This is a genomic window from Dyella sp. M7H15-1 (assembly GCF_004114615.1).
Classification (GTDB): domain Bacteria; phylum Pseudomonadota; class Gammaproteobacteria; order Xanthomonadales; family Rhodanobacteraceae; genus Dyella_B.
This window is the reverse complement of sequence record NZ_CP035300.1, coordinates 541,100-558,840: the sequence shown is the minus strand read 5'-3', so window position 1 is coordinate 558,840 and position 17,741 is coordinate 541,100. Positions and strand designations below refer to the sequence as shown.

Genomic DNA, 17,741 nt, shown 5'->3' with positions numbered 1-17,741 from the left:
GGGTTTAATCGCGCACGCGTCCTTTGCCTTCGTTGTCCCAATAACCAAACACCCGCCGCGCAATCCATTTGTACAAACGCTTGCCCGTTGCACGCCATAGGCGCGAGTGCAGCGCCGGGGTCTTCAACATCGCTTGCTGACGCTTGCTGAGCGCATGGTTGCAATACGTGCGCTTGTGCTTGAGCAAATGACGCAAGTCCTCTCGCGCCAGCAAGCGGAACCATCGGCCGCGCCGGCCGCGCGTCCAGGCAATCTGGAAATCCACCAACGCTGGACGTCCATCACTGCGCACCAGCCAATTCGGCTCCTTGGCCAGATCGTTGTGCACGATGCCGCGCCGGTGCAGTTGCGCCAGCAGACGCAGGGCTTCACGGTAATAAGATGGATCGCGTGGTTGCGCCTGTTGCATCGGTTGGCCGGCGATGTAGTCGCGCAGCAACTCGTAGCTATCCCATCCCAGCAAGGCAGGCACGCCATCGATGCCATCCAGCTTCGCCAGCGCACGCGCTTCGCGTGCCGCGGCGCGCCGCGCAAAGGCACGCGCCCACCAGCGCGCCGCGCGGATATCGCGGCGGATCATTCGCACGCCATCGCGCTCGATGATCTCGATACAGCCCAGTTCATCAGCCTTGAGCAGGATGGATTCGTTATTTGGCACAGGACTACCAGTAGCAATGATGCATGCGGCTTGCCCACCGCACGCTGGCAACGGACTATTGTGGCCGATTCGCGACCATGCTGCCTGAGGATGACCGGCCCATGATGGACATCGCACTGTACCTACTCGCCATTGCCCTGATCGTGGGTGGCCTGATTGGCACGGTGTTGCCGAGTCTGCCAGGTATTCCGATGATCTTTGGCGGCATCCTGCTGGCAGCGGCGCTGGATGACTACCACCATCTGGGTATGACCTGGTTGATCATCCTGGGCGTGCTGGCGGCCTTCGGCATCGCCGTGGATTTCATCGCGGCTTCACTCGGCGCCAAGCGCGTGGGTGCCAGTTCGAGCGCCATCTGGGGCGCGTGGATCGGCACGATGGTGGGCATGTTCTTGGGGTTGGCCGGTTTGATTCTTGGTCCCTTCGTGGGCGCACTGCTCGGTGAGCTGCTCTCCAGCAAAAGTGTGCTGCGCTCGGCCCACGTGGGTATCGGCACCTGGCTGGGGCTGCTGTTTGGGGTGCTGGTGAAGCTGGTGCTGTCGCTCATCATGGTAGCCCTCGCCGCTGGTGTGTGGCTGCTGCACGTGTAGCCCAGCTTTCGGTACATGGCGCGTGCCTGGCACGCCTATCATGACCGCGGTATGCACAACCAGCACGGCCAACCCGACGATGCTCAGCAGGATGCCAATGCCATGGATGACGCTGCTCACCAGTTCATCACCAAAACCGTAGAGCCTGTCGTCATGAGGTGTTGAAATATGGTTAACTACCCGCCATCGAATCTTGCTGGATGGAATCCTCTGTGACTGCAGCCTATCGACGCCATGACATCTCCGATGAAAAATGGGGTTTGCTTGAACCCCATTTGCCGGGTCAAGCGGGCCGATGGGGGCGTGTAGCCAAAGATAATCGGCAATTCATCAACGCAGTGTTCTGGATACTTCGCACCGGAGCGCCGTGGCGAGATTTACCACCCGAGTACGGCGATTGGAAGAATACCCATCGGCGCTTTTGTCGCTGGCGCGATAACGGCACATGGGAAGGTCTGTTGGAACGTGTGATGGATGAGCCGGACTTTGAGTGGCTGATGATCGATGCCAGTCACTGCAAGGTTCATCCTCATGCAGCGGGAGCTCGTGGCGGCAATCAGGGCATAGGTCTCACAAAAGGGGGCGCAACACCAAGATACATTTGGCCGTGGATGCGCATGGTATGCCAGTCCGAATTCTTGTTACAGAGGGTACCCGGGCAGATTGTTCGCAGGCCGCGGAACTGATCAAAGACATTCCTGCTGAGCATCTCATGGCCGACAAAGGTTATGACAGTGATGCCATTGTTGAGCAGGCTCATGAGCAAGGCATGCAGGCGCATATTCCGCCACGTAAAAACCGAAAAGAGCCGCGCGACTACGACACGTACCTGTATCGTCATCGCCACCTGGTTGAGAATGCGTTTTTGTACCTGAAACAGTGGCGTGGTGTGGCGACACGCTACGCGAAGAATCTGTCCTCTTTCCTTGCCGCTGTGCAAATTCGCTGCCTCGTCATGTGGCTCAGAATCTTATGACGACATGCTCTAGCGCGATAGCACCACTTGACCGGGTGCGGGACATAAGGACCACTCCTGAAAGCTCCGTGCATGGACATAGGGTGGCAAAGGTTTTGCCATCGGCTTCGTGAAGACGATCATCACGAGGGCTGCACGCTGTTTCAAGCTGTGTCGAGGCAGGATATGTTCTACGGATATCGCCTCCCCGATATCCGTAATCCTGCAACCCCGCACCCCTTGCGGGGTTTTTTTTGAAATTGGCCGGATTAATCAGCCCATCCAGCGGATGCCCACTTACGTCGAATCAATTTAAGGCAACGCTGAATAAGTATCGTCGACGTGAACCGCATGTTCAGATGCGCTCTGGCCATGAAAGGTTTAGGGCTCGGCGTAAGCATAGGCTGATGCGCCAGACAGTCCATGCTACGGAAGTCAGACTTGTCATGAACCACCTTACGACCATTTAACGACGGGCATGCTCCACTGCGGGCTGCCTCTGGTCCGCCCGCGGAACTTATGCGTACATACCGATACAGCCTCAAAGCATTACGCGACGCTGCGCTCGCGTATACGCTGGAAAAGAATCCGGACCTCGCTTCACTATCGCGTGAACTGGGCAGCATCGTGCATCGCGATGCGCAAGCACTTGCCGATGGCCTGACGGATCTGCGCCAACGCCATCGTGGTTTCGAACGCTGGCTGTTGGGACGCCGCAGCCACCCTGGCGTAAGCGTGCTGGTGATGGCCTGGCCGCCGGGATACAGCACGCCCTCGCACGACCATGCGGGTTTGTGGGGCATTGAATTGAGTTTGTATGGCGCGCTCGAAGTGGAATCCTGGTCGCGCACATTTACATCCGAACCGTGGCAACTGCGCGGACGCGATTGGCTTGGACCGGGCGACGCAACATGGTTCGACGCGGATATGCCGCACATGCATCGTTGTCGCAACCTTTCACGACAGGAAACGGCGTTGACCTTGCATGTGTACGGTGGCGACCTCGAAGATTACAGCACGTACGAGCTCGCCGGATCCGAACGGTTCCGGCACAGCCAGCCGCAACGTGCACGGATTGCCGGTCCGTTGCGCGTCTGATATCTAGCTACACGAATGAATGCCTTGATCAATGCTTGCGTGGCATTGACCAGGGTCATCCTTGGTGAGGAAAGACATGTTTCGACGGGTCGCCATCATTGGCGGCGGCGCCGCAGGAGCCACGTTGCTCAGCGAATTGCTGGAACGCCCTGTGTCGCAGCCGCTGCATCTGGACTGGTACACCGGCGGCGCCACGCCGGGCCGCGGCGTGGCGTACGGCACGCGTTCGGAACGTCATCTGCTGAATGTGCGCGCCGCATCGATGGGCATGTTCGCCAACCGCCCCGGCGGTTTTCTCGAGTACATGCAAAAGCGCGACCCGTCGATCTCAGGCACCGATTTCCTGCCCCGATGCTGGTACGGCGATTATCTCGAAGGGGAAATAGCTGCTGCACTGGCGCGCGCCCGCGACAACGGCCATGACGTACGCATTGTGCCGTACGCCGTCGACGCAGTGGTTCCCGAGAATGACGGCGTCACCCTGCTGCTCCAGGGCGAAACGACTACGCGTGTCGAAGCGGCCGTGCTTGCGCTCGGTGCATTGACGCCCTGCCCTTTGCCGGGCGTCCACGACGATGTGCTTGCCAGTGGCCGCTACGTCACCCTACCGTGGCAACTTCTCGCCGATGCACAACCGGACATGCAAGCGCATAACGTGCTGGTGATCGGTCTGGGCCTGACCGCCGTCGATGTGATTGTCGAGCTCGCCGCAAAGTGGCCGAAGGCGCACTTCACGGCGATCTCGCGCCACGGTATGCTGCCGGAAGTGCATCGCGCTGGCACCTCGCTGCCTTATGAAGATACCGAAGATCTCGTGGAATCCATGCGCGAGGTCCCGGACATCCGCTATTGGATCCACGTGCTGCGCGATGCCATCGAGCACACCGACGATTGGCGCAGGGTCGTCGATAGCCTGCGTCCGTACACGGCAAAACTGTGGGGCTTACTGCAACACGACGATCGCGCCCGCTTCCTGCGTCACGCGCGCTGGGCTTGGGAGCGTGCTCGCCACCGACTGCCACCACAGGTCGCCTGCTCCATCAAAGCACTGGAAAAGGAAGGGCGCCTGCAATGCCTGCGCGGCCATATGCACAGCATCGCGTTGACAACGCAGGGACTGCGGATGGTCTTTGCACCCAAGGGTGAATATGCCGAACGCGTGCTCGATGCGGACATGATCATCCAGAGCGTTGGCCTGGAAACCGATGTGCGCCGCACTCAACACACCTTATTGCAGCAGATGATGACCAACGGCCATATCCGTTCCGACCCCTTCGGCCTGGGTATCGACACTACCCCGGACGGACGCGTACTGCACAATGGCACCGCGTGGCCACGGCTATTTGCCATGGGCAGCATGCTGCGCGGCACGTTGTGGGAATCCACCGCCATACCGGAGATCCGCCAGCAGGCGCGACAACTGGCTGACCACATTCTGGCCGGCTGAATGAGCCTTGCGCAGCTTCTTACCCTGCTTGCCATGCTGCTGCATGTCGCAGGCATTCTCACCGCGATGCACGCGGTGATGCACACACGCACCCCACAGGGCGCTTTTGCTTGGGCGCTCGGGCTGGCCTTGCTGCCCTATGTCACCCTGATCCCTTATCTGTATCTGGGACGCAGTCATTTCCAGGGTTATGTCACCCTGCATCGTGTGCATCGACAGCGACTGGCGCACGCTTCCCTGCGTGGCGAGCCGATCGACGTGCCGAAGCGCTGCACCCAATATGCGGCATTGACCCAGATGCTTGGCTACCCTTTCCGCGAGGGGCAGCAACTACGGTTGCTGATCGATGGCGATGCGACGTTCGAAGCGATTTTCAGCGCCATCGCCCAGGCCGAACAATGCATCCTGATGCAATTTTTCATCATCCACGATGACAAGCTAGGCCAACGCATGCAGCAGGCATTGCTGGAACGTGCCGCAGCAGGCGTGCAGGTGTTTGTACTGTTCGACGGCATCGGCAGCCATGCCCTGCCCCGGCAGTACGTCGAGACCCTGCGCCAGGGCGGCGTAGCGATTCATCCGTTCGCCACCCAGCGTCACAGCAACCGCTTCCAGCTCAACTTTCGCAATCACCGCAAGATCGTGGTGGTCGATGGCTGGCTGGGTTTTCTCGGCGGGCTCAATGTCGGCGACGAGTATCTTGGCCTGAAGCCGCCACTGGCGCCCTGGCGCGATACGCACCTGCAAATCAGCGGCCCCGCCGTACTCGACCTGCAGCGCTGCTTTGCCGTGGACTGGCATTGGGTAACCGGCGAACTGCCGCCACTGCTGCCGCCCCGCCCCGCACAAGGCGAAGCCTGCACACTGATTGCGGCGACTGGACCGGCCGATCCACAGGAAAGCTGTTCGCTGTACTTTACCGCCGCGATCAACGCCGCAAACAAGCGCTTGTGGCTGACCACACCGTATTTCGTACCCGACCAGGCGGTGATGTCGGCCTTGCGTCTGGCGGTGATGCGCGGCGTCGACGTGCGCGTGCTGATTCCGGTACGGCCCGATCATCACACGGTATTTCTCGCCTCCGCCTTGCATGCCCACGACGCCATCCGTGCTGGCATTCGCATCTTCCGCTACCAGCCCGGCTTCATTCACGAAAAGATCATCCTGATCGACGACGAGGCCGCCTGTGTCGGCAGCATGAACCTGGACAATCGTTCGTTCCGGCTCAACTTCGAGATCGGCACACTGAACGTGGATCGTGCCTTTGCCCAGGACGTGGAACACATGTTGCTGGAGGATTTCGGGCGTGCCATGGAAGTGACGCGCGCGGAGTATCGCAAGGCACCTTATTTGCGACGTCTTGCCATGCATGTGGCGCGCTTGTTTGATCCGATTCTTTGAGCGCCCTCGCGGCCACGGGATCAATCATCCCCCCGCAACGCACGGCGCCAATCGCCACCAAGCATGATCCAGCCTACGCATGCGCCCACCATCGCACCGGCCATCTCGCAGAACACCCGCACCCCGATGTTGTCCGGGTCGTGCACGCTGGCCAGCTTGGCCTTAAGCAATGTCACGGATTGAAGCTGGCCATAGTTGAAGTAGAACAGATCCCACATGTCGCCCGTGGCGGTCAGCAGCAACGCCAACAGAAAGGCAATCGCGATTTTCTTCAACGGACTCCAACCCTGGCGACGGCCGATGGCATGCACGATCAGATACAGCAGGAAGGCCGCCACCGCGCTGATCGCGCCGGCTTCGAGGCCGCCCACCATGCCGTATCCCATCCACGATTGGTCGTAATGCATCGTTGCTTTTTCCCGGTAGCCAGGGCCCGTTTACCCTACGCTTGCATTATGCCGTCGATTGGCGTTGGAATCTTACGGTTCCCCGCGAGCACTTCCCATGCAAAACCATGCCGCCCTGATCCTTGTCGACGTCCAGCCGGACTTCATGCCAGGTGGTGCTCTGGCCTGCCAGGAAGGCGATACGATCGTGCCCGGTATCGATCGCCTGCTACGCCGCCGTCGGTTCAAGCAAACCGTCGCTACGCAGGATTGGCATCCACGCACCCATATCTCCTTTGCCAGCACGCATGCGAGTAAGTCCCCTTTCCAGCAGATCTCGCTCTATGGTCATCCGCAGACCTTGTGGCCTGATCACTGCGTGCAAAACACGCCAGGCGCGTCGCTGCATCCAGCCATCGATTGGTCGGCGGTCGACCTGATCCTGCGCAAGGGCAACGACCCACAAGTGGATTCGTATAGCGGCTTTCGCGAAAACCATGGCCCGAATGGCAACCGTCCCAGCACAGGGCTGGCCGGCTGGCTGCGCGAGCGTGGCGCGGATGAGGTTTATGTCGCGGGCCTGGCGCGGGATGTGTGCGTGCTATGGACAGTACAGGATGCGCTGGCGCTGGGCTTTCGTGCGCATGTGCTGTGGGATTTGACGCGGCCAGTGACGGCGGAGAGCGATCAGGTCACACGTGAAGCGCTTAGGATCGCTGGTATTGGGATTGTTGAATCCGCAGAAGACCTTTAGGGATGCTCTGATTTATTCACATGCGCATGATCGTCAGCTTCACTGGGTGAATTAGCTTACCTCGCCCGCAAAGCAAGTGCAGTGGCCGTTCCGGCTACGACACGAGCGCTACAATTCAGCCGACAGCGCAGACACCAGGAAAAATGAAACATGGTCGGCAAACCATTCCAGCTCTTGCGGAAAAGGCCGCGCATCGTGCAGGTCGGTGGCCGCCCGTTTGTGTCGGAAGGTTTACCCGAACGCATCTGGGACGACTTCTACCACCGCGCGCTCACCGTGAGCTGGCCGGTCTTCTTCAGCCTGGGCACCAGCGTTTTCCTGATCTTCAACGCGATCTTCGCGATCATCTACCAGATCGATCCGAATGGCATTGCCAATCAGTATCCGAAGGGTCTGGCGGGCGCCTTTTTCTTCAGCGTGGAAACCTTAGCTACCGTCGGCTACGGCGACATGCATCCGCAGTCGATTTACACGCATATCGTGGCGACAACGGAAATCATCCTCGGGATGGGCAATATCGCCGTGATGACCGGCCTGATCTTCGCGCGCTTCTCGCGGCCACGCGCCAAGATCCTGTTCGGCAAGCATCCGGTAGTGCGTATGATCGAAGGCCAACAAACCCTGATGATGCGTGCTGCCAACATGCGCTTGAACCTGATTGCGCAGGCGTCCGCACAATTGCATCTGGTGCGCCGGCACCAGAGCCCGGAAGGCTTCCAGATTCGCCGCATCGAAGACCTGAAACTGGTGCGCGAGCAGCATCCGATCTTCATGCTGAGTTGGAACCTGATGCATGTGATCGATGAAAGCAGCCCACTTTACGGGGCTACGCCGGAAAACCTGGAAGCCAGCGAATCCGCGTTGCTGCTGACCATCGAAGGTATCGACGAAACCACTTCGCAATCCATGCTGGCCCGTCATCAGTGGGGCATCAAGGAAGTACGCTGGAACTATCGTTATCTCGATCTGGTGCGCAAAGACGAGAACGGACTCAATGTGATCGATTACACCATCTTCGACCATGTGTTGCCGCTGGACGAGGAGCATGAAGACACGATGTAGCCTGCCATGTCGCATTCGCGGGCCGCATGGCGATGTCTTCGCACGGCGCGATGACTGGCCATAGCCAGTCATCGCGTATCAGCCTACCCACTTTACGCGCCGTTACCGCTAAGCTAGCCATCACTCCGATCGGGGAGCCAACCGGCAAGCGAGGGGTTTATGCATACGCATCCATTATTCGGTGGATTGATCGCGGCTATTCTGGGATTGATTCCGGCGTGGAAAATCGTCTCAAAAGCCGGCTACAACGGCGCGTGGTCGCTGTTGATCTTCATACCGTTGGTCAACATCATCATGATGTACGTGTTTGCCTTCAGCCAGTGGCCGACGGAGCGCCGTACGCTGTAAATGCTAGGCGGAAGGGCTTTTGTAAAATACAGCCCGCGCATGCACACAGGTGCAAGCCGTTGATATGGTCAATCGTCCAGCGTCTTCAGTTCGGACACAAGCTGGCCAGCCGCGGCCTGACCATCGCCATACAACATGCGTGCATTGTCGGCATAGAACAGCGCGTTCTCGATGCCGGCAAAGCCAGTGCCCTTGCCGCGCTTGACCACGATCACCTGCTTCGCGTCGGCCACATCGAGAATCGGCATGCCATAGATCGGCGAAGACGGGTCGGTCTTGGCCATTGGATTGACTACGTCGTTGGCGCCGATCACCAACGCGACGTCCGTGGCCGGGAATTCGGGATTGATGTCTTCCATATCGACGATCAGGTCGTACGGCACGCCCGCTTCGGCCAACAGCACGTTCATATGGCCAGGCATGCGCCCCGCAACGGGATGGATGGCGAACTTCACCTTCACCCCGCGCGCGATCAATAGCCGCGCGAACTCCCATACCTTGTGCTGCGCCTGGGCCACGGCCATGCCATAGCCGGGCACGATCACTACGCGTTCGGCGTACGCCATCATCACCGCGGCATCGGCCGCTTCGATCGGTTTCTGGCTGCCACCGATGGCTTGTGCCGAAGCACCGGCTACCGCACCGAAATCGCCGAACAGCACATTGCCCAGCGAACGATTCATTGCCTTCGCCATCAACTGGGTCAGCAAGGTACCGGCCGAACCGACCACCATGCCGGCAATGATCATCGCCTCGTTGTGCAGCACATAACCTTCAAATGCCACGGCCAGACCGGTGAAGGCGTTGTAGAGCGAAATCACCACCGGCATGTCCGCGCCACCGATCGGCAGCGTCATCAGGATGCCGAATAACAATGCGAGCACAAAGAAGGCGCCAATCAGGACCATGGTCAGATGGCCGGTGGCAAGCATCACGCCGATCACCACGGCGGCGGCCAGCACCAGCATGTTCACTACGCGCTGTCCCGGAAACACGAAACGGCGGTCGAGCCAACCCTGCAATTTGGCGAAGGCGATCAAGGAGCCGGAAAAACTTACCGAACCAATCAGCGCACCTAAAACGCCCAGAGCCAAGGCGACCGGACTCAACGGCGCCACGACCGCTGTTGCGGCATGCAGCGGCGACCCGCTTTCCGGCATCAACGGATAGGTATTCGGCGCCATCACGCCATTCAGTGCGGCGAAATTCTGTACGTGGCCAACCAGCTCGCTGGCCCCAATGGCGGCGGCGGCCCCGCCGCCCATGCCGTTGTACAGGGCCACCATCTGTGGCATGGCCGTCATCGCCACCTTGCGACCGGACCACCACGCAGCCGCCACGCCGATCAGCACGGCGGCAATGATCAGCCCCCGATGCTCCATATCGGGCAGCAACAGAGTTGCCATCACGGCCAGCAACATGCCGAAACCGGCCCACACAATGCCGCCCCGCGCCGTGCGCGGCGAACTCATGCGCTTGAGACCAAGAATGAATAAGAGAGCCGCGAGGAAGTAACAGGCGTCGATCACTTGGCCTCCCCGCTGCCCTTCCCGGGCTTGCTGGACTTGAACATCTCCAGCATCCGTTCAGTCACCACATAGCCGCCGGCGGCGTTACCGGCGCCAAGCAGAACACCAATGAAACCAATCGTCATCTCGAACGGGGTTCGCGCATGACCTAGCGCGATCATGGCCCCAATCAGCACAATTCCGTGTATGAAATTAGAGCCAGACATCAACGGAGTGTGTAGGATCACTGGCACCCGCGAGATGATCTCGTACCCCGTGAACGCGGCCAGCATGAAGATGTAAAGCGCCAGGAACCCGTCGAGCATGTGTTTCCCCCGCCAGTCAGTGGTTTTCGTCTCATCATACGGTGTGTGGGACGTTCTGATCCATGCCACGAGGCTCCTTCGTGCCCAATGCTCCGAACTTAGGATTCATGTCGGTGTTATTTCGGAGCGCTCGGAGCGCATCGTCATCCCAGCGAAAGCTGGGATGACGAACAGAGAATCTCCGGCGACTGGGTCGTCCTTAAGTTCAAAGCACTGCCCCCATGTCCATCGCAGAGCTTGCAACGGGCGGCTCTGGTCAACCCCAGTCGGGCTTGTGCGTTGATGTCGAGAGTCGAACAGATGGAGCCAAGGGATGCTCGCCCTGACAATTCGGAAAACGACGCAATGAACAGCGTCTCGGCGTTGTTTGAGGCGGAACTTATTGCACAGGAAACCCGGGCGGTTCCCACCAGCCTGGATGCCTTTTTGGCGAGCATGGAACGGCGGGCTTTCCGCATGGCCGAGTTGCACCTTGGCAACCGGGAGGACGCCCTGGATGCCGTGCAGGACGCCATGCTCCGGCTGGTCAAGCATTACCGCGGGAAACCCGCTGAGGAATGGACGCCGTTGTTCTGGGGCATTCTGCGCCGGCGCATTGTGGATTTGCAGCGTCGACGTAAGGTTCGCTCCATTGTGGTTGGCTGGCTCGGCGGCGGCCACGACGACGATGAATTACCGGTGTGGGAGCCGGCCGATACCGGTCCGGACCCACTGGAAAAATTGCACGGCGAAAAGTCCTACGCGGACGTGGCCGCAGCGGTGAAACAACTTCCGCAACGCCAACGTGAGGCCTTCATCCTGCGGGTACTGGAAGGCTTGGACGTGGCGGAAACCGCTCAGGCGATGAGCTGCTCGGAAGGTAGCGTGAAAACACATCTCTCGCGGGCCATGCAACACCTGCGTGAGGCATTGGAGGAGTGGCGATGAACTCGTCCGACAAGCCATTGGAAAAACGCACTCGTGCGCTGTACCAGGAAGCGACCCAACGCATCGATCCGGTCACGACCTGCCGCTTGCGCGCCGCACGCCGCACGGCCGTGGAGGCTGCCGCAGCACCCGCCCCAACACAACATCGTGCGCGCATGCTGCTGCCGGTTGGCGCGCTGGCTGCCATGACCCTGGCCGCACTGATGATCTGGCAACCGATGCCGCACCAGACCGCAAGCAACACACCGACCGCCGCGATAGCCACTGCCGCCCAACCCGACACCGAGCTGCCGCCCAGCGCCGACAAGAACGATCCTCGCTTGTACCAGAATCTCGATTTTTATAACTGGCTCGCTGCCAACGACAGCAGCGGCCAGACCAAACGTTGATCCATGCTGCCACAACGACTCTGCCTGCCCTTGCTGTTCACCCTGATGCTTGGCCTGATGGCTGCAGCACCTTCGTATGCGCAAAACCAGACCGCACCGCATCCGTGGAACACGCTCAGCCCCGCCCAGCAGAACATGCTCCAGCCGCTGCAGTCGCAGTGGAATACCCTGTCGCCCAAGCGACAGGAACGCATGCTCCAGCGCACGCAGGACTGGATGAAACTCCCCCCGGAGAAGCAACAGGAAATCCGCGACCGCATTGCACGCTGGCAGCAGATGACGCCGGATCAACGTGAGCTAGCACGCGAGAACCAGCATCTCTACGACACCTTGCCGCCTGCCAAGCAGCAGGAATTGCACGACGCCTTCAAACGCTTCCAGCAGCTTCCACCGGATCAGCGCGACGCCTTGCGTCGCCAGTGGCAGGAACAGAGCCCGGAACAGCGGCGGCAATGGCTACAACACATCGGGCCACGCTCAACGATGCCCGGCAAGCATGCATTTGGCATGCCGAGGCGCTGAAGCTTGGTTACGTTGGAGTGCAAACCCCAACGCAGGTGCGCGATTAATCGCGCTTATCTCAGGTCTTGAATAAGACCTCGCCCTGACGGACCACGCAACTCTTTGCCACCAGCTCGTCATCAAAGTCCGGCTTGAGTGCGCCATCGCGTATCAGCAACTCGGCAAAGTTGTAGATATTGCGCGCATACATTTCCGAAGCATGCAGCGGCGCGCCGGCCGCGAGATTGAGCAGTCCCAGGATCACCACACTCCCATGTTCGACGCGCTCGCCGGGACGGGTCAACTCGCAATTGCCGCCGCTCTCGGCGGCCAGATCGACGATCAAAGCACCAGGCTTCATGCCACCCACCATGGCGGTGGTGAGGATTTTCGGCGCGGTGCGCCCCGGTACAGCGGCAGTCGTTACCACGACATCGAATGCTTTAAGATGTTCGGCCAAGGCTTGTTGCTGGGCTGCGCGTTCTTCTGCCGTCAATTCACGCGCATAGCCGCCGCCACCCGCCGCACTGACCCCCAGATCCAGAAATTTCGCACCCAGCGACTCCACCTGCTCGCGCGTTTCCGGACGTACGTCGTAGCCTTCGATCTGGGCACCGAGCCGACGCGCCGTGGCTATCGCCTGCAAACCGGCCACACCCACACCGATCACCAGCACGCGTGAGGGACGAATGGTGCCCGCGGCAGTGGTCAGCATCGGAAAGAACTTCGGGGCGTTTTCGGCAGCCATCAGCATGGCGCGATAACCCGCTACCGCAGCCTGCGAACTCAACACATCCATGGCTTGCGCACGGGTCGTGCGCGGTAGCAACTCCAGGGAAAATGCGGTCAACGTGTGCTGGGCCAGCATCGCCATCCTCGTCGCCGCGGCATACGGGCGCAATTGGCCGACAATCACACTGCCCTCGCGCAGGCAGGTAAGCACACCATCGTCCGGTGGCAGCACGCAGGCCAGCAGGTCGGCCTGGCTCGTTACCTTGGCTGCATCGGCAAATTCGACATCGGCATAGCTCGTATCAGGAAAACCCGCCGCCGCACCGGCATCGCGCTCCAGCAGCACGCGCAGACCTTTGCCACGCAGCTTCTTCGCCACTTCCGGCGTGATTGCCACACGCCGCTCGCCTGTGGCAGTTTCACGCAATGCGGACACGATAATCGACATCGGCCATCCCCTGCAAAGTAGTCGCTCCATCCTAGCCGATGCCTGCGCCGGAGCGAACCTTCCTTACCGGCCCGCCGGCCGCAGTTGTAGGATACGCATTTGCCTCGGTACCGCCCGCTCATGTCCAGCCCGCTCGCTCTACTTCAACAGCGTCATTCTGCCCCCTCGCGCCAGCTCGGCGAACCGGCTCCCGATGCCACAACGCTGCGTGCACTGCTTGAAGCGGCAATTCGCGTACCTGATCACGGCAAGCTGGTGCCGTTCCGGCTAATCGAACTGCGTGGCCATAGCAAGCTGAGGTTTGGTGAGTTGCTGACCGAGCGCGCGATTCAGCGCGATCCGCAATTGCCGGAATCCAAGCGCGAGAAGGAACGCTTTCGTTACACCTTTGCGCCGTTGGTGATCGTGGTGGTTGCGCGCCTGCACGATGATGCAGGCATTCCTGAGATCGAACAAAAACTCTGTGCCGGCAACGTGGCCTACAACATCCTGCTTGGCGCTTATGCCCAGGGTTTCGGCGCACAGTGGCTGACTGGCTGGGCGGCTTATGATCCGGAAGTGGCAAGCCTGCTCGGTCTGGCAAAAAACGAATGCGTGATCGGCTTTGTGCACCTGGGCACGTCGCAAACGGATATTCCCGATCGCGATCGTCCTGCACTGGACAATCTGCTCAGTCAATGGAACGCATGACGTGAAGCGGTCCAGCCACCCCACCGCACATCTGGTCGATGGCAGCCTGTATGTGTTTCGTGCCTGGCATTCGATGCCGGATGAGTTTCACGACGCGGAAGGTCATCCGGCCAACGCCGTGCACGGCTATACGCGCTTCCTGTGTGAGTTGCTGGAACGCGAGCAACCCTCGCATCTTGCGGTGGCGTTTGATGCCTCGTTGACCACCTCGTTCCGCAACGCCATCTATCCGCCATACAAGGCCAATCGCGAGTTGCCGCCGCCCGATCTGGAGCGACAATTCGTGCAATGCCGTGCTGTAACAGAAGCACTTGGCATTCGCGTATTGATGGATCACCGTTTTGAGGCGGATGACCTGATCGGCAGCACCTTGTGGGGCATGCGCGCCAACGGTTTTCGCAGTGTGATCGTTTCAGCCGACAAGGATTTTGGCCAATTGCTCGGCGAGCAGGACGAGCAATGGGATTATGCGCGCAATCTGCGCTGGGGGCCGGCCGGGGTGTTTGAACGACTAGGCGTGCATCCCGAACAGGTCGCGGATTTTCTCGCGCTGTGCGGCGACACCGTCGACAATATTCCCGGCATGCCGGGCATCGGCGCGAAGACTGCCGCCGCCTTGCTTGCACACTTTGGCAATCTTGATGCCCTGCTTGAGCGAGTGGAAGAAGTGCCCTTCCTGCGCCTGCGCGGCGCGGCCAGTTGTGCTGCAAAACTGCGCGAGCATGGTGAATTGGCAAAGCTGTATCGCCAACTTACCCGTATCGCACTGGATGCCCCGGTTGAAAGCCAGGCGGAAGCCTTGCTGCGCCGCCCCGATCCCGAGTCCATCGAACCACTGTGCGAGCAACTTCGCTTTGGCCCGCTGACACGCAATCGTCTGCGCGCACTCAACAGCGTGTAACACCCATCCTCATTCCACATCAGGCCAACTGTTCCCATGAGTCACGAAAATCGCAAACCCCACGATGCTGGCGCCGAGCCTGAAACGCTCTACCAGGGACGCTGGCTCAGCCTGTGCCAACGCGGACGATGGGAATATGCCGAACGCAATAATCCAGGTGGCGCGGTGATCATTCTGGCGGTGACGCCCGAAGACAACATTCTGCTGGTCGAGCAGTACCGCGTCGCAGTTCAGGCATTCACGATTGAAATGCCGGCGGGCCTGGTAGGTGATCTGTCCGGCAGTGAAAACGAAAGCGTGCTGATCGCTGCACAACGTGAGCTGGAAGAAGAAACCGGCTATCGCTGTGGTCGCATGGCATTCGTGCACGAAGGGCCGACATCATCGGGCATGAGTAGCGAGATGATCGCTTTCGTGCGAGCACATGACTTGGTCAGGATCGGCGACGGCGGCGGTGATGAGAGCGAAAACATCGTGGTGCACGAAGTGCCACGCAAGGAGGTTGGCAAGTGGCTGCTGGCACGTGCCGCAGAGGGTTACTCGATCGACCCGAAGCTGTTTGCCGGATTGTGGTTTATCGAACACGCCCATCTATTTGACTGATAGGGAATGGCTCACTTCTTCGCAGAAACGGGGGCCAGTGCGCGCACGCGCCATACCGTCAAGGCGATACCGACAAAGGTTAATACGAACCACCAGCCAGCACGTGCGTTGTCATGGCCCAGCCAAAGCACTGTATCCACCGCACCCATCACCAGCACCGCTATCGCGGGTGCGAGAACCGGGTCGATGCGCTGATAGTGCCAGCGCAACAGCAGCACCGTACCGAACGTAGCGAGCAGCATCGAACCGATGCGGCGCAACCACGCGTATTCGGGCGGCACCGGCAAGTCCGGGAAAATATCGGCCAGCGGAACATTGCCCGATTGCACGGCAAAACCCACCCCATCCGCAGCGTCGCTGGCGGGTACCAGCTGGTTGCCATTCACCTTGGCCACGATCGTGACGTCCTGAACCGGCACGACTTCCCAGCTCACGCGCAGATCGCCGAGTTGCGGATTGGAAGGCACTGCGCTGGTGACCAAACTGTTGTTGAACAAACTGAAGCTGGCCGCGAGATTGCTCGGCAGCCTGCGCAAGTCCGGCGTCATCGGCCGGCTTCCGGTCAGGGCATGGATCAGTGCCGGATCAAGCACGAAATCATTCAGACGCACCAAACCGGCATCGAACCGCGCCGATTTCAGCGGGAATTTGCCAGGATTGGCATGGGTTTGGGCATGTTCGAAATGACTGGAATCGATCGGGTGATCTTCCCAATCCAGCTCATAAGAAACCGGACCGCCTAAGCGTAGCTCATGCCACTGGAACATCTGCACATGACGGATCAGCACCGGCTGGTTGCTTTGCTGATTGAATAGCTGATCCAGCGGTTCTTCTACCACCTGCACGGGGCCAACCACGCGCACCATGTTGCCCTGTTCATCGGCGCCCGGCCGGCCGTCGCTCCCCAGGTTGAGCACGTCGCCGCCATGGCGCTGCATCTGCGTGCGGTAGTCGATGTGCCCTTTCTCGGTGATTGCGGCAACACCCACGCCAATAAGCAGAATCACAGCACCCAGTGCGGGCCACGGCAACTCACGGATTGAGAGAGGTGGCTTGCGCTCGCCGCTCATCGAACCTCCGGCCGGAAGGATGAATTGTCAAATAGTGCCGCGTAATGCAGGCTGTTCGTCAGTCGTACCATAACGCCCACGCTCGTCGCGTGTCACGCGGGCCATGGCGCAGGCATGGTCGTGGGTGAAGAACAGCCGTACATTACGTGCGAGCTTGTCATCCAGAAAAGCGCGCTTTTCCTCGATCAGTGCTTCCGGAAAGCGGTCGTAGCCCATGGTAATCGGCAAATGCACCCACGGCCGGCCCGGGATCAGGTCGGCGCAAAAAACTACGCCGGCGCATTCCGCCAGCATCAGTCCGGGCGTATGACCGTCGGAAAAATGGAAGCGCACGGACTGTCCCAATGTCTGTGAGTACTCGCCAGCCACCCGTTCCAATCGACCGCTTTGCATCAGCAGTTGCTGCAGTTCCGGAATGAATGAAGCGCGATCGCGCGGATGCGGTTTCAGGGCGCGCTGCCAATGCGCCGTACCGACCAGGAACTTCGCGTGCGAGAAAAGGAGTTGTGGTGGCTTACCTTCCGCCCACGCCGCGAGCAGACCGCCGGCGTGATCAAAATGCAGATGTGAAAGCACCACCACGTCGATGTCTTCATGCGACAAACCCGCTTCGGCCAGCGACTCGAGCAAAACATGGTGACTTTCGACTACGCCATAGCGTTCACGCAACGAAGGTTCGAAAAATGCGCCGATACCGGTTTCGAACAACACATTGCGCCCATCGAGATCTTTCACCAGCAGGCAGCGGCAGGCCAGCGGGATACGGTTGAATTCATCCGGTGCGATCCAGCGCGACCACATCGCCTTCGGCGCGTTGCCAAACATCGCGCCGCCATCGAGTTTCTGCGTATTTCCGTTGATCGACCAAAACTGCATGGGTTACATCCTGGCTGATGGGCCAGCGCAGCAAGTGCCTGGAGTGGTGCGTCATTATCGCACCCAGGCGT

At 60.0% G+C, this 17,741-nt stretch carries 21 protein-coding genes; 14 read left to right on the top strand and 7 right to left on the bottom strand.

Annotated elements, in window-relative coordinates:
* Positions 1 to 4: 4 nt before the first annotated feature.
* Complete coding sequence (locus EO087_RS02855) at positions 5 to 580, bottom strand: RIO1 family regulatory kinase/ATPase (RefSeq protein WP_240669173.1); 576 nt, start codon at positions 578 to 580, stop codon at positions 5 to 7.
* A 182-nt stretch (positions 581 to 762) separates the two neighbouring features.
* Here EO087_RS02855 and EO087_RS02850 point away from each other — a divergent pair, with 182 nt between their 5' ends.
* From EO087_RS02850 to cls, 5 genes are all read left to right on the top strand, one after another.
* On the top strand, positions 763 to 1,248 hold the full coding sequence (locus EO087_RS02850; protein ID WP_128899781.1) for a DUF456 family protein: 486 nt from the start codon (positions 763 to 765) through the stop codon (positions 1,246 to 1,248).
* Positions 1,249 to 1,448: 200 nt separating this feature from the next.
* Positions 1,449 to 2,224, top strand: a protein-coding gene (locus EO087_RS02840) for an IS5 family transposase (protein WP_240669003.1) whose coding sequence is annotated in 2 segments (ribosomal slippage) — positions 1,449 to 1,818 and positions 1,818 to 2,224 — 777 coding nt in all. Because the reading frame shifts where the segments join, the coding sequence is not laid out codon by codon here.
* Positions 2,225 to 2,722: 498 nt separating this feature from the next.
* A complete protein-coding gene (locus tag EO087_RS02835; protein WP_128897560.1) occupies positions 2,723 to 3,301 on the top strand; it encodes a cysteine dioxygenase family protein in 579 nt (192 codons plus the stop codon).
* Between the two features lie 76 nt (positions 3,302 to 3,377).
* Positions 3,378 to 4,748, top strand: coding sequence for an FAD/NAD(P)-binding protein (locus EO087_RS02830; RefSeq protein ID WP_128897559.1), 1,371 nt, complete (start codon positions 3,378 to 3,380; stop codon positions 4,746 to 4,748).
* Positions 4,749 to 6,149: a cardiolipin synthase gene (gene cls / locus EO087_RS02825; RefSeq protein ID WP_128897558.1), complete on the top strand. Its 1,401-nt coding sequence runs from the start codon at positions 4,749 to 4,751 to the stop codon at positions 6,147 to 6,149.
* 20 nt (positions 6,150 to 6,169) lie between these two features.
* On the opposite strand, the gene EO087_RS02820 is transcribed toward cls, so the two are convergent.
* Positions 6,170 to 6,556 carry a hypothetical protein gene (locus tag EO087_RS02820; protein WP_128897557.1) on the bottom strand — a complete coding sequence of 129 codons (387 nt, stop codon included), beginning with the start codon at positions 6,554 to 6,556 and terminating at the stop codon, positions 6,170 to 6,172.
* Positions 6,557 to 6,653: 97 nt separating this feature from the next.
* Here EO087_RS02820 and pncA point away from each other — a divergent pair, with 97 nt between their 5' ends.
* The 3 genes from pncA (at position 6,654) to EO087_RS02805 (ending at position 8,699) form a co-directional block, all read left to right on the top strand.
* Positions 6,654 to 7,289: a bifunctional nicotinamidase/pyrazinamidase gene (gene pncA / locus EO087_RS02815; RefSeq protein WP_128897556.1), complete on the top strand. Its 636-nt coding sequence runs from the start codon at positions 6,654 to 6,656 to the stop codon at positions 7,287 to 7,289.
* 150 nt (positions 7,290 to 7,439) lie between these two features.
* Positions 7,440 to 8,351, top strand: a complete 912-nt coding sequence (locus EO087_RS02810; RefSeq protein WP_128897555.1) for an ion channel — start codon at positions 7,440 to 7,442, stop codon at positions 8,349 to 8,351.
* Positions 8,352 to 8,510: 159 nt separating this feature from the next.
* Positions 8,511 to 8,699, top strand: coding sequence for a hypothetical protein (locus EO087_RS02805; protein ID WP_128897554.1), 189 nt, complete (start codon positions 8,511 to 8,513; stop codon positions 8,697 to 8,699).
* A 68-nt stretch (positions 8,700 to 8,767) separates the two neighbouring features.
* Here the strand turns inward: EO087_RS02805 and EO087_RS02800 are convergent, their stop codons facing one another.
* Together EO087_RS02800 and EO087_RS02795 are read right to left on the bottom strand one after the other, a co-directional pair.
* Entirely contained in the window at positions 8,768 to 10,228 is a 1,461-nt protein-coding gene (locus tag EO087_RS02800) for an NAD(P)(+) transhydrogenase (Re/Si-specific) subunit beta (protein ID WP_128897553.1), read from the bottom strand.
* A complete protein-coding gene (locus EO087_RS02795) occupies positions 10,225 to 10,533 on the bottom strand; it encodes an NAD(P) transhydrogenase subunit alpha (RefSeq protein WP_128897552.1) in 309 nt (102 codons plus the stop codon). The genes EO087_RS02800 and EO087_RS02795 overlap by 4 nt, the downstream gene beginning before the upstream one ends.
* Positions 10,534 to 10,878: 345 nt before the next feature.
* Between EO087_RS02795 and EO087_RS02790 the strand changes: the two genes are divergently transcribed.
* Genes EO087_RS02790 through EO087_RS02780 form a run of 3 tightly spaced genes read left to right on the top strand, consistent with a single transcriptional unit; the run spans position 10,879 to position 12,371 of the window.
* Positions 10,879 to 11,460 carry an RNA polymerase sigma factor gene (locus EO087_RS02790; RefSeq protein WP_128897551.1) on the top strand — a complete coding sequence of 194 codons (582 nt, stop codon included), beginning with the start codon at positions 10,879 to 10,881 and terminating at the stop codon, positions 11,458 to 11,460.
* Positions 11,457 to 11,849: a hypothetical protein gene (locus EO087_RS02785; protein WP_128897550.1), complete on the top strand. Its 393-nt coding sequence runs from the start codon at positions 11,457 to 11,459 to the stop codon at positions 11,847 to 11,849. Before EO087_RS02790 ends, EO087_RS02785 begins: the two co-directional genes overlap by 4 nt.
* Positions 11,850 to 11,852: 3 nt before the next feature.
* Positions 11,853 to 12,371 (top strand): DUF3106 domain-containing protein, encoded by a 519-nt coding sequence (locus EO087_RS02780; protein ID WP_128897549.1) that lies wholly within the window; start codon positions 11,853 to 11,855, stop codon positions 12,369 to 12,371.
* A gap of 58 nt (positions 12,372 to 12,429) precedes the next feature.
* On the opposite strand, the gene EO087_RS02775 is transcribed toward EO087_RS02780, so the two are convergent.
* A complete protein-coding gene (locus tag EO087_RS02775; protein WP_128897548.1) occupies positions 12,430 to 13,530 on the bottom strand; it encodes an NAD(P) transhydrogenase subunit alpha in 1,101 nt (366 codons plus the stop codon).
* A 120-nt stretch (positions 13,531 to 13,650) separates the two neighbouring features.
* On the opposite strand from EO087_RS02775, the gene EO087_RS02770 reads away from it, so the two are divergent.
* From EO087_RS02770 to EO087_RS02760, 3 genes are all read left to right on the top strand, one after another.
* Complete coding sequence (locus EO087_RS02770; protein WP_128897547.1) at positions 13,651 to 14,220, top strand: nitroreductase; 570 nt, start codon at positions 13,651 to 13,653, stop codon at positions 14,218 to 14,220.
* 73 nt (positions 14,221 to 14,293) lie between these two features.
* On the top strand, positions 14,294 to 15,121 hold the full coding sequence (locus EO087_RS02765; RefSeq protein ID WP_240669172.1) for a 5'-3' exonuclease H3TH domain-containing protein: 828 nt from the start codon (positions 14,294 to 14,296) through the stop codon (positions 15,119 to 15,121).
* A 36-nt stretch (positions 15,122 to 15,157) separates the two neighbouring features.
* Positions 15,158 to 15,724, top strand: coding sequence for an NUDIX hydrolase (locus EO087_RS02760; RefSeq protein WP_128897545.1), 567 nt, complete (start codon positions 15,158 to 15,160; stop codon positions 15,722 to 15,724).
* A gap of 11 nt (positions 15,725 to 15,735) precedes the next feature.
* Here EO087_RS02760 and EO087_RS02755 read toward each other — a convergent pair whose 3' ends face one another.
* Entirely contained in the window at positions 15,736 to 16,794 is a 1,059-nt protein-coding gene (locus EO087_RS02755; RefSeq protein ID WP_128897544.1) for a TMEM43 family protein, read from the bottom strand.
* 27 nt (positions 16,795 to 16,821) lie between these two features.
* Positions 16,822 to 17,670: an MBL fold metallo-hydrolase gene (locus tag EO087_RS02750; protein ID WP_128897543.1), complete on the bottom strand. Its 849-nt coding sequence runs from the start codon at positions 17,668 to 17,670 to the stop codon at positions 16,822 to 16,824.
* Between the last annotated feature and the right edge of the window lie 71 nt (positions 17,671 to 17,741).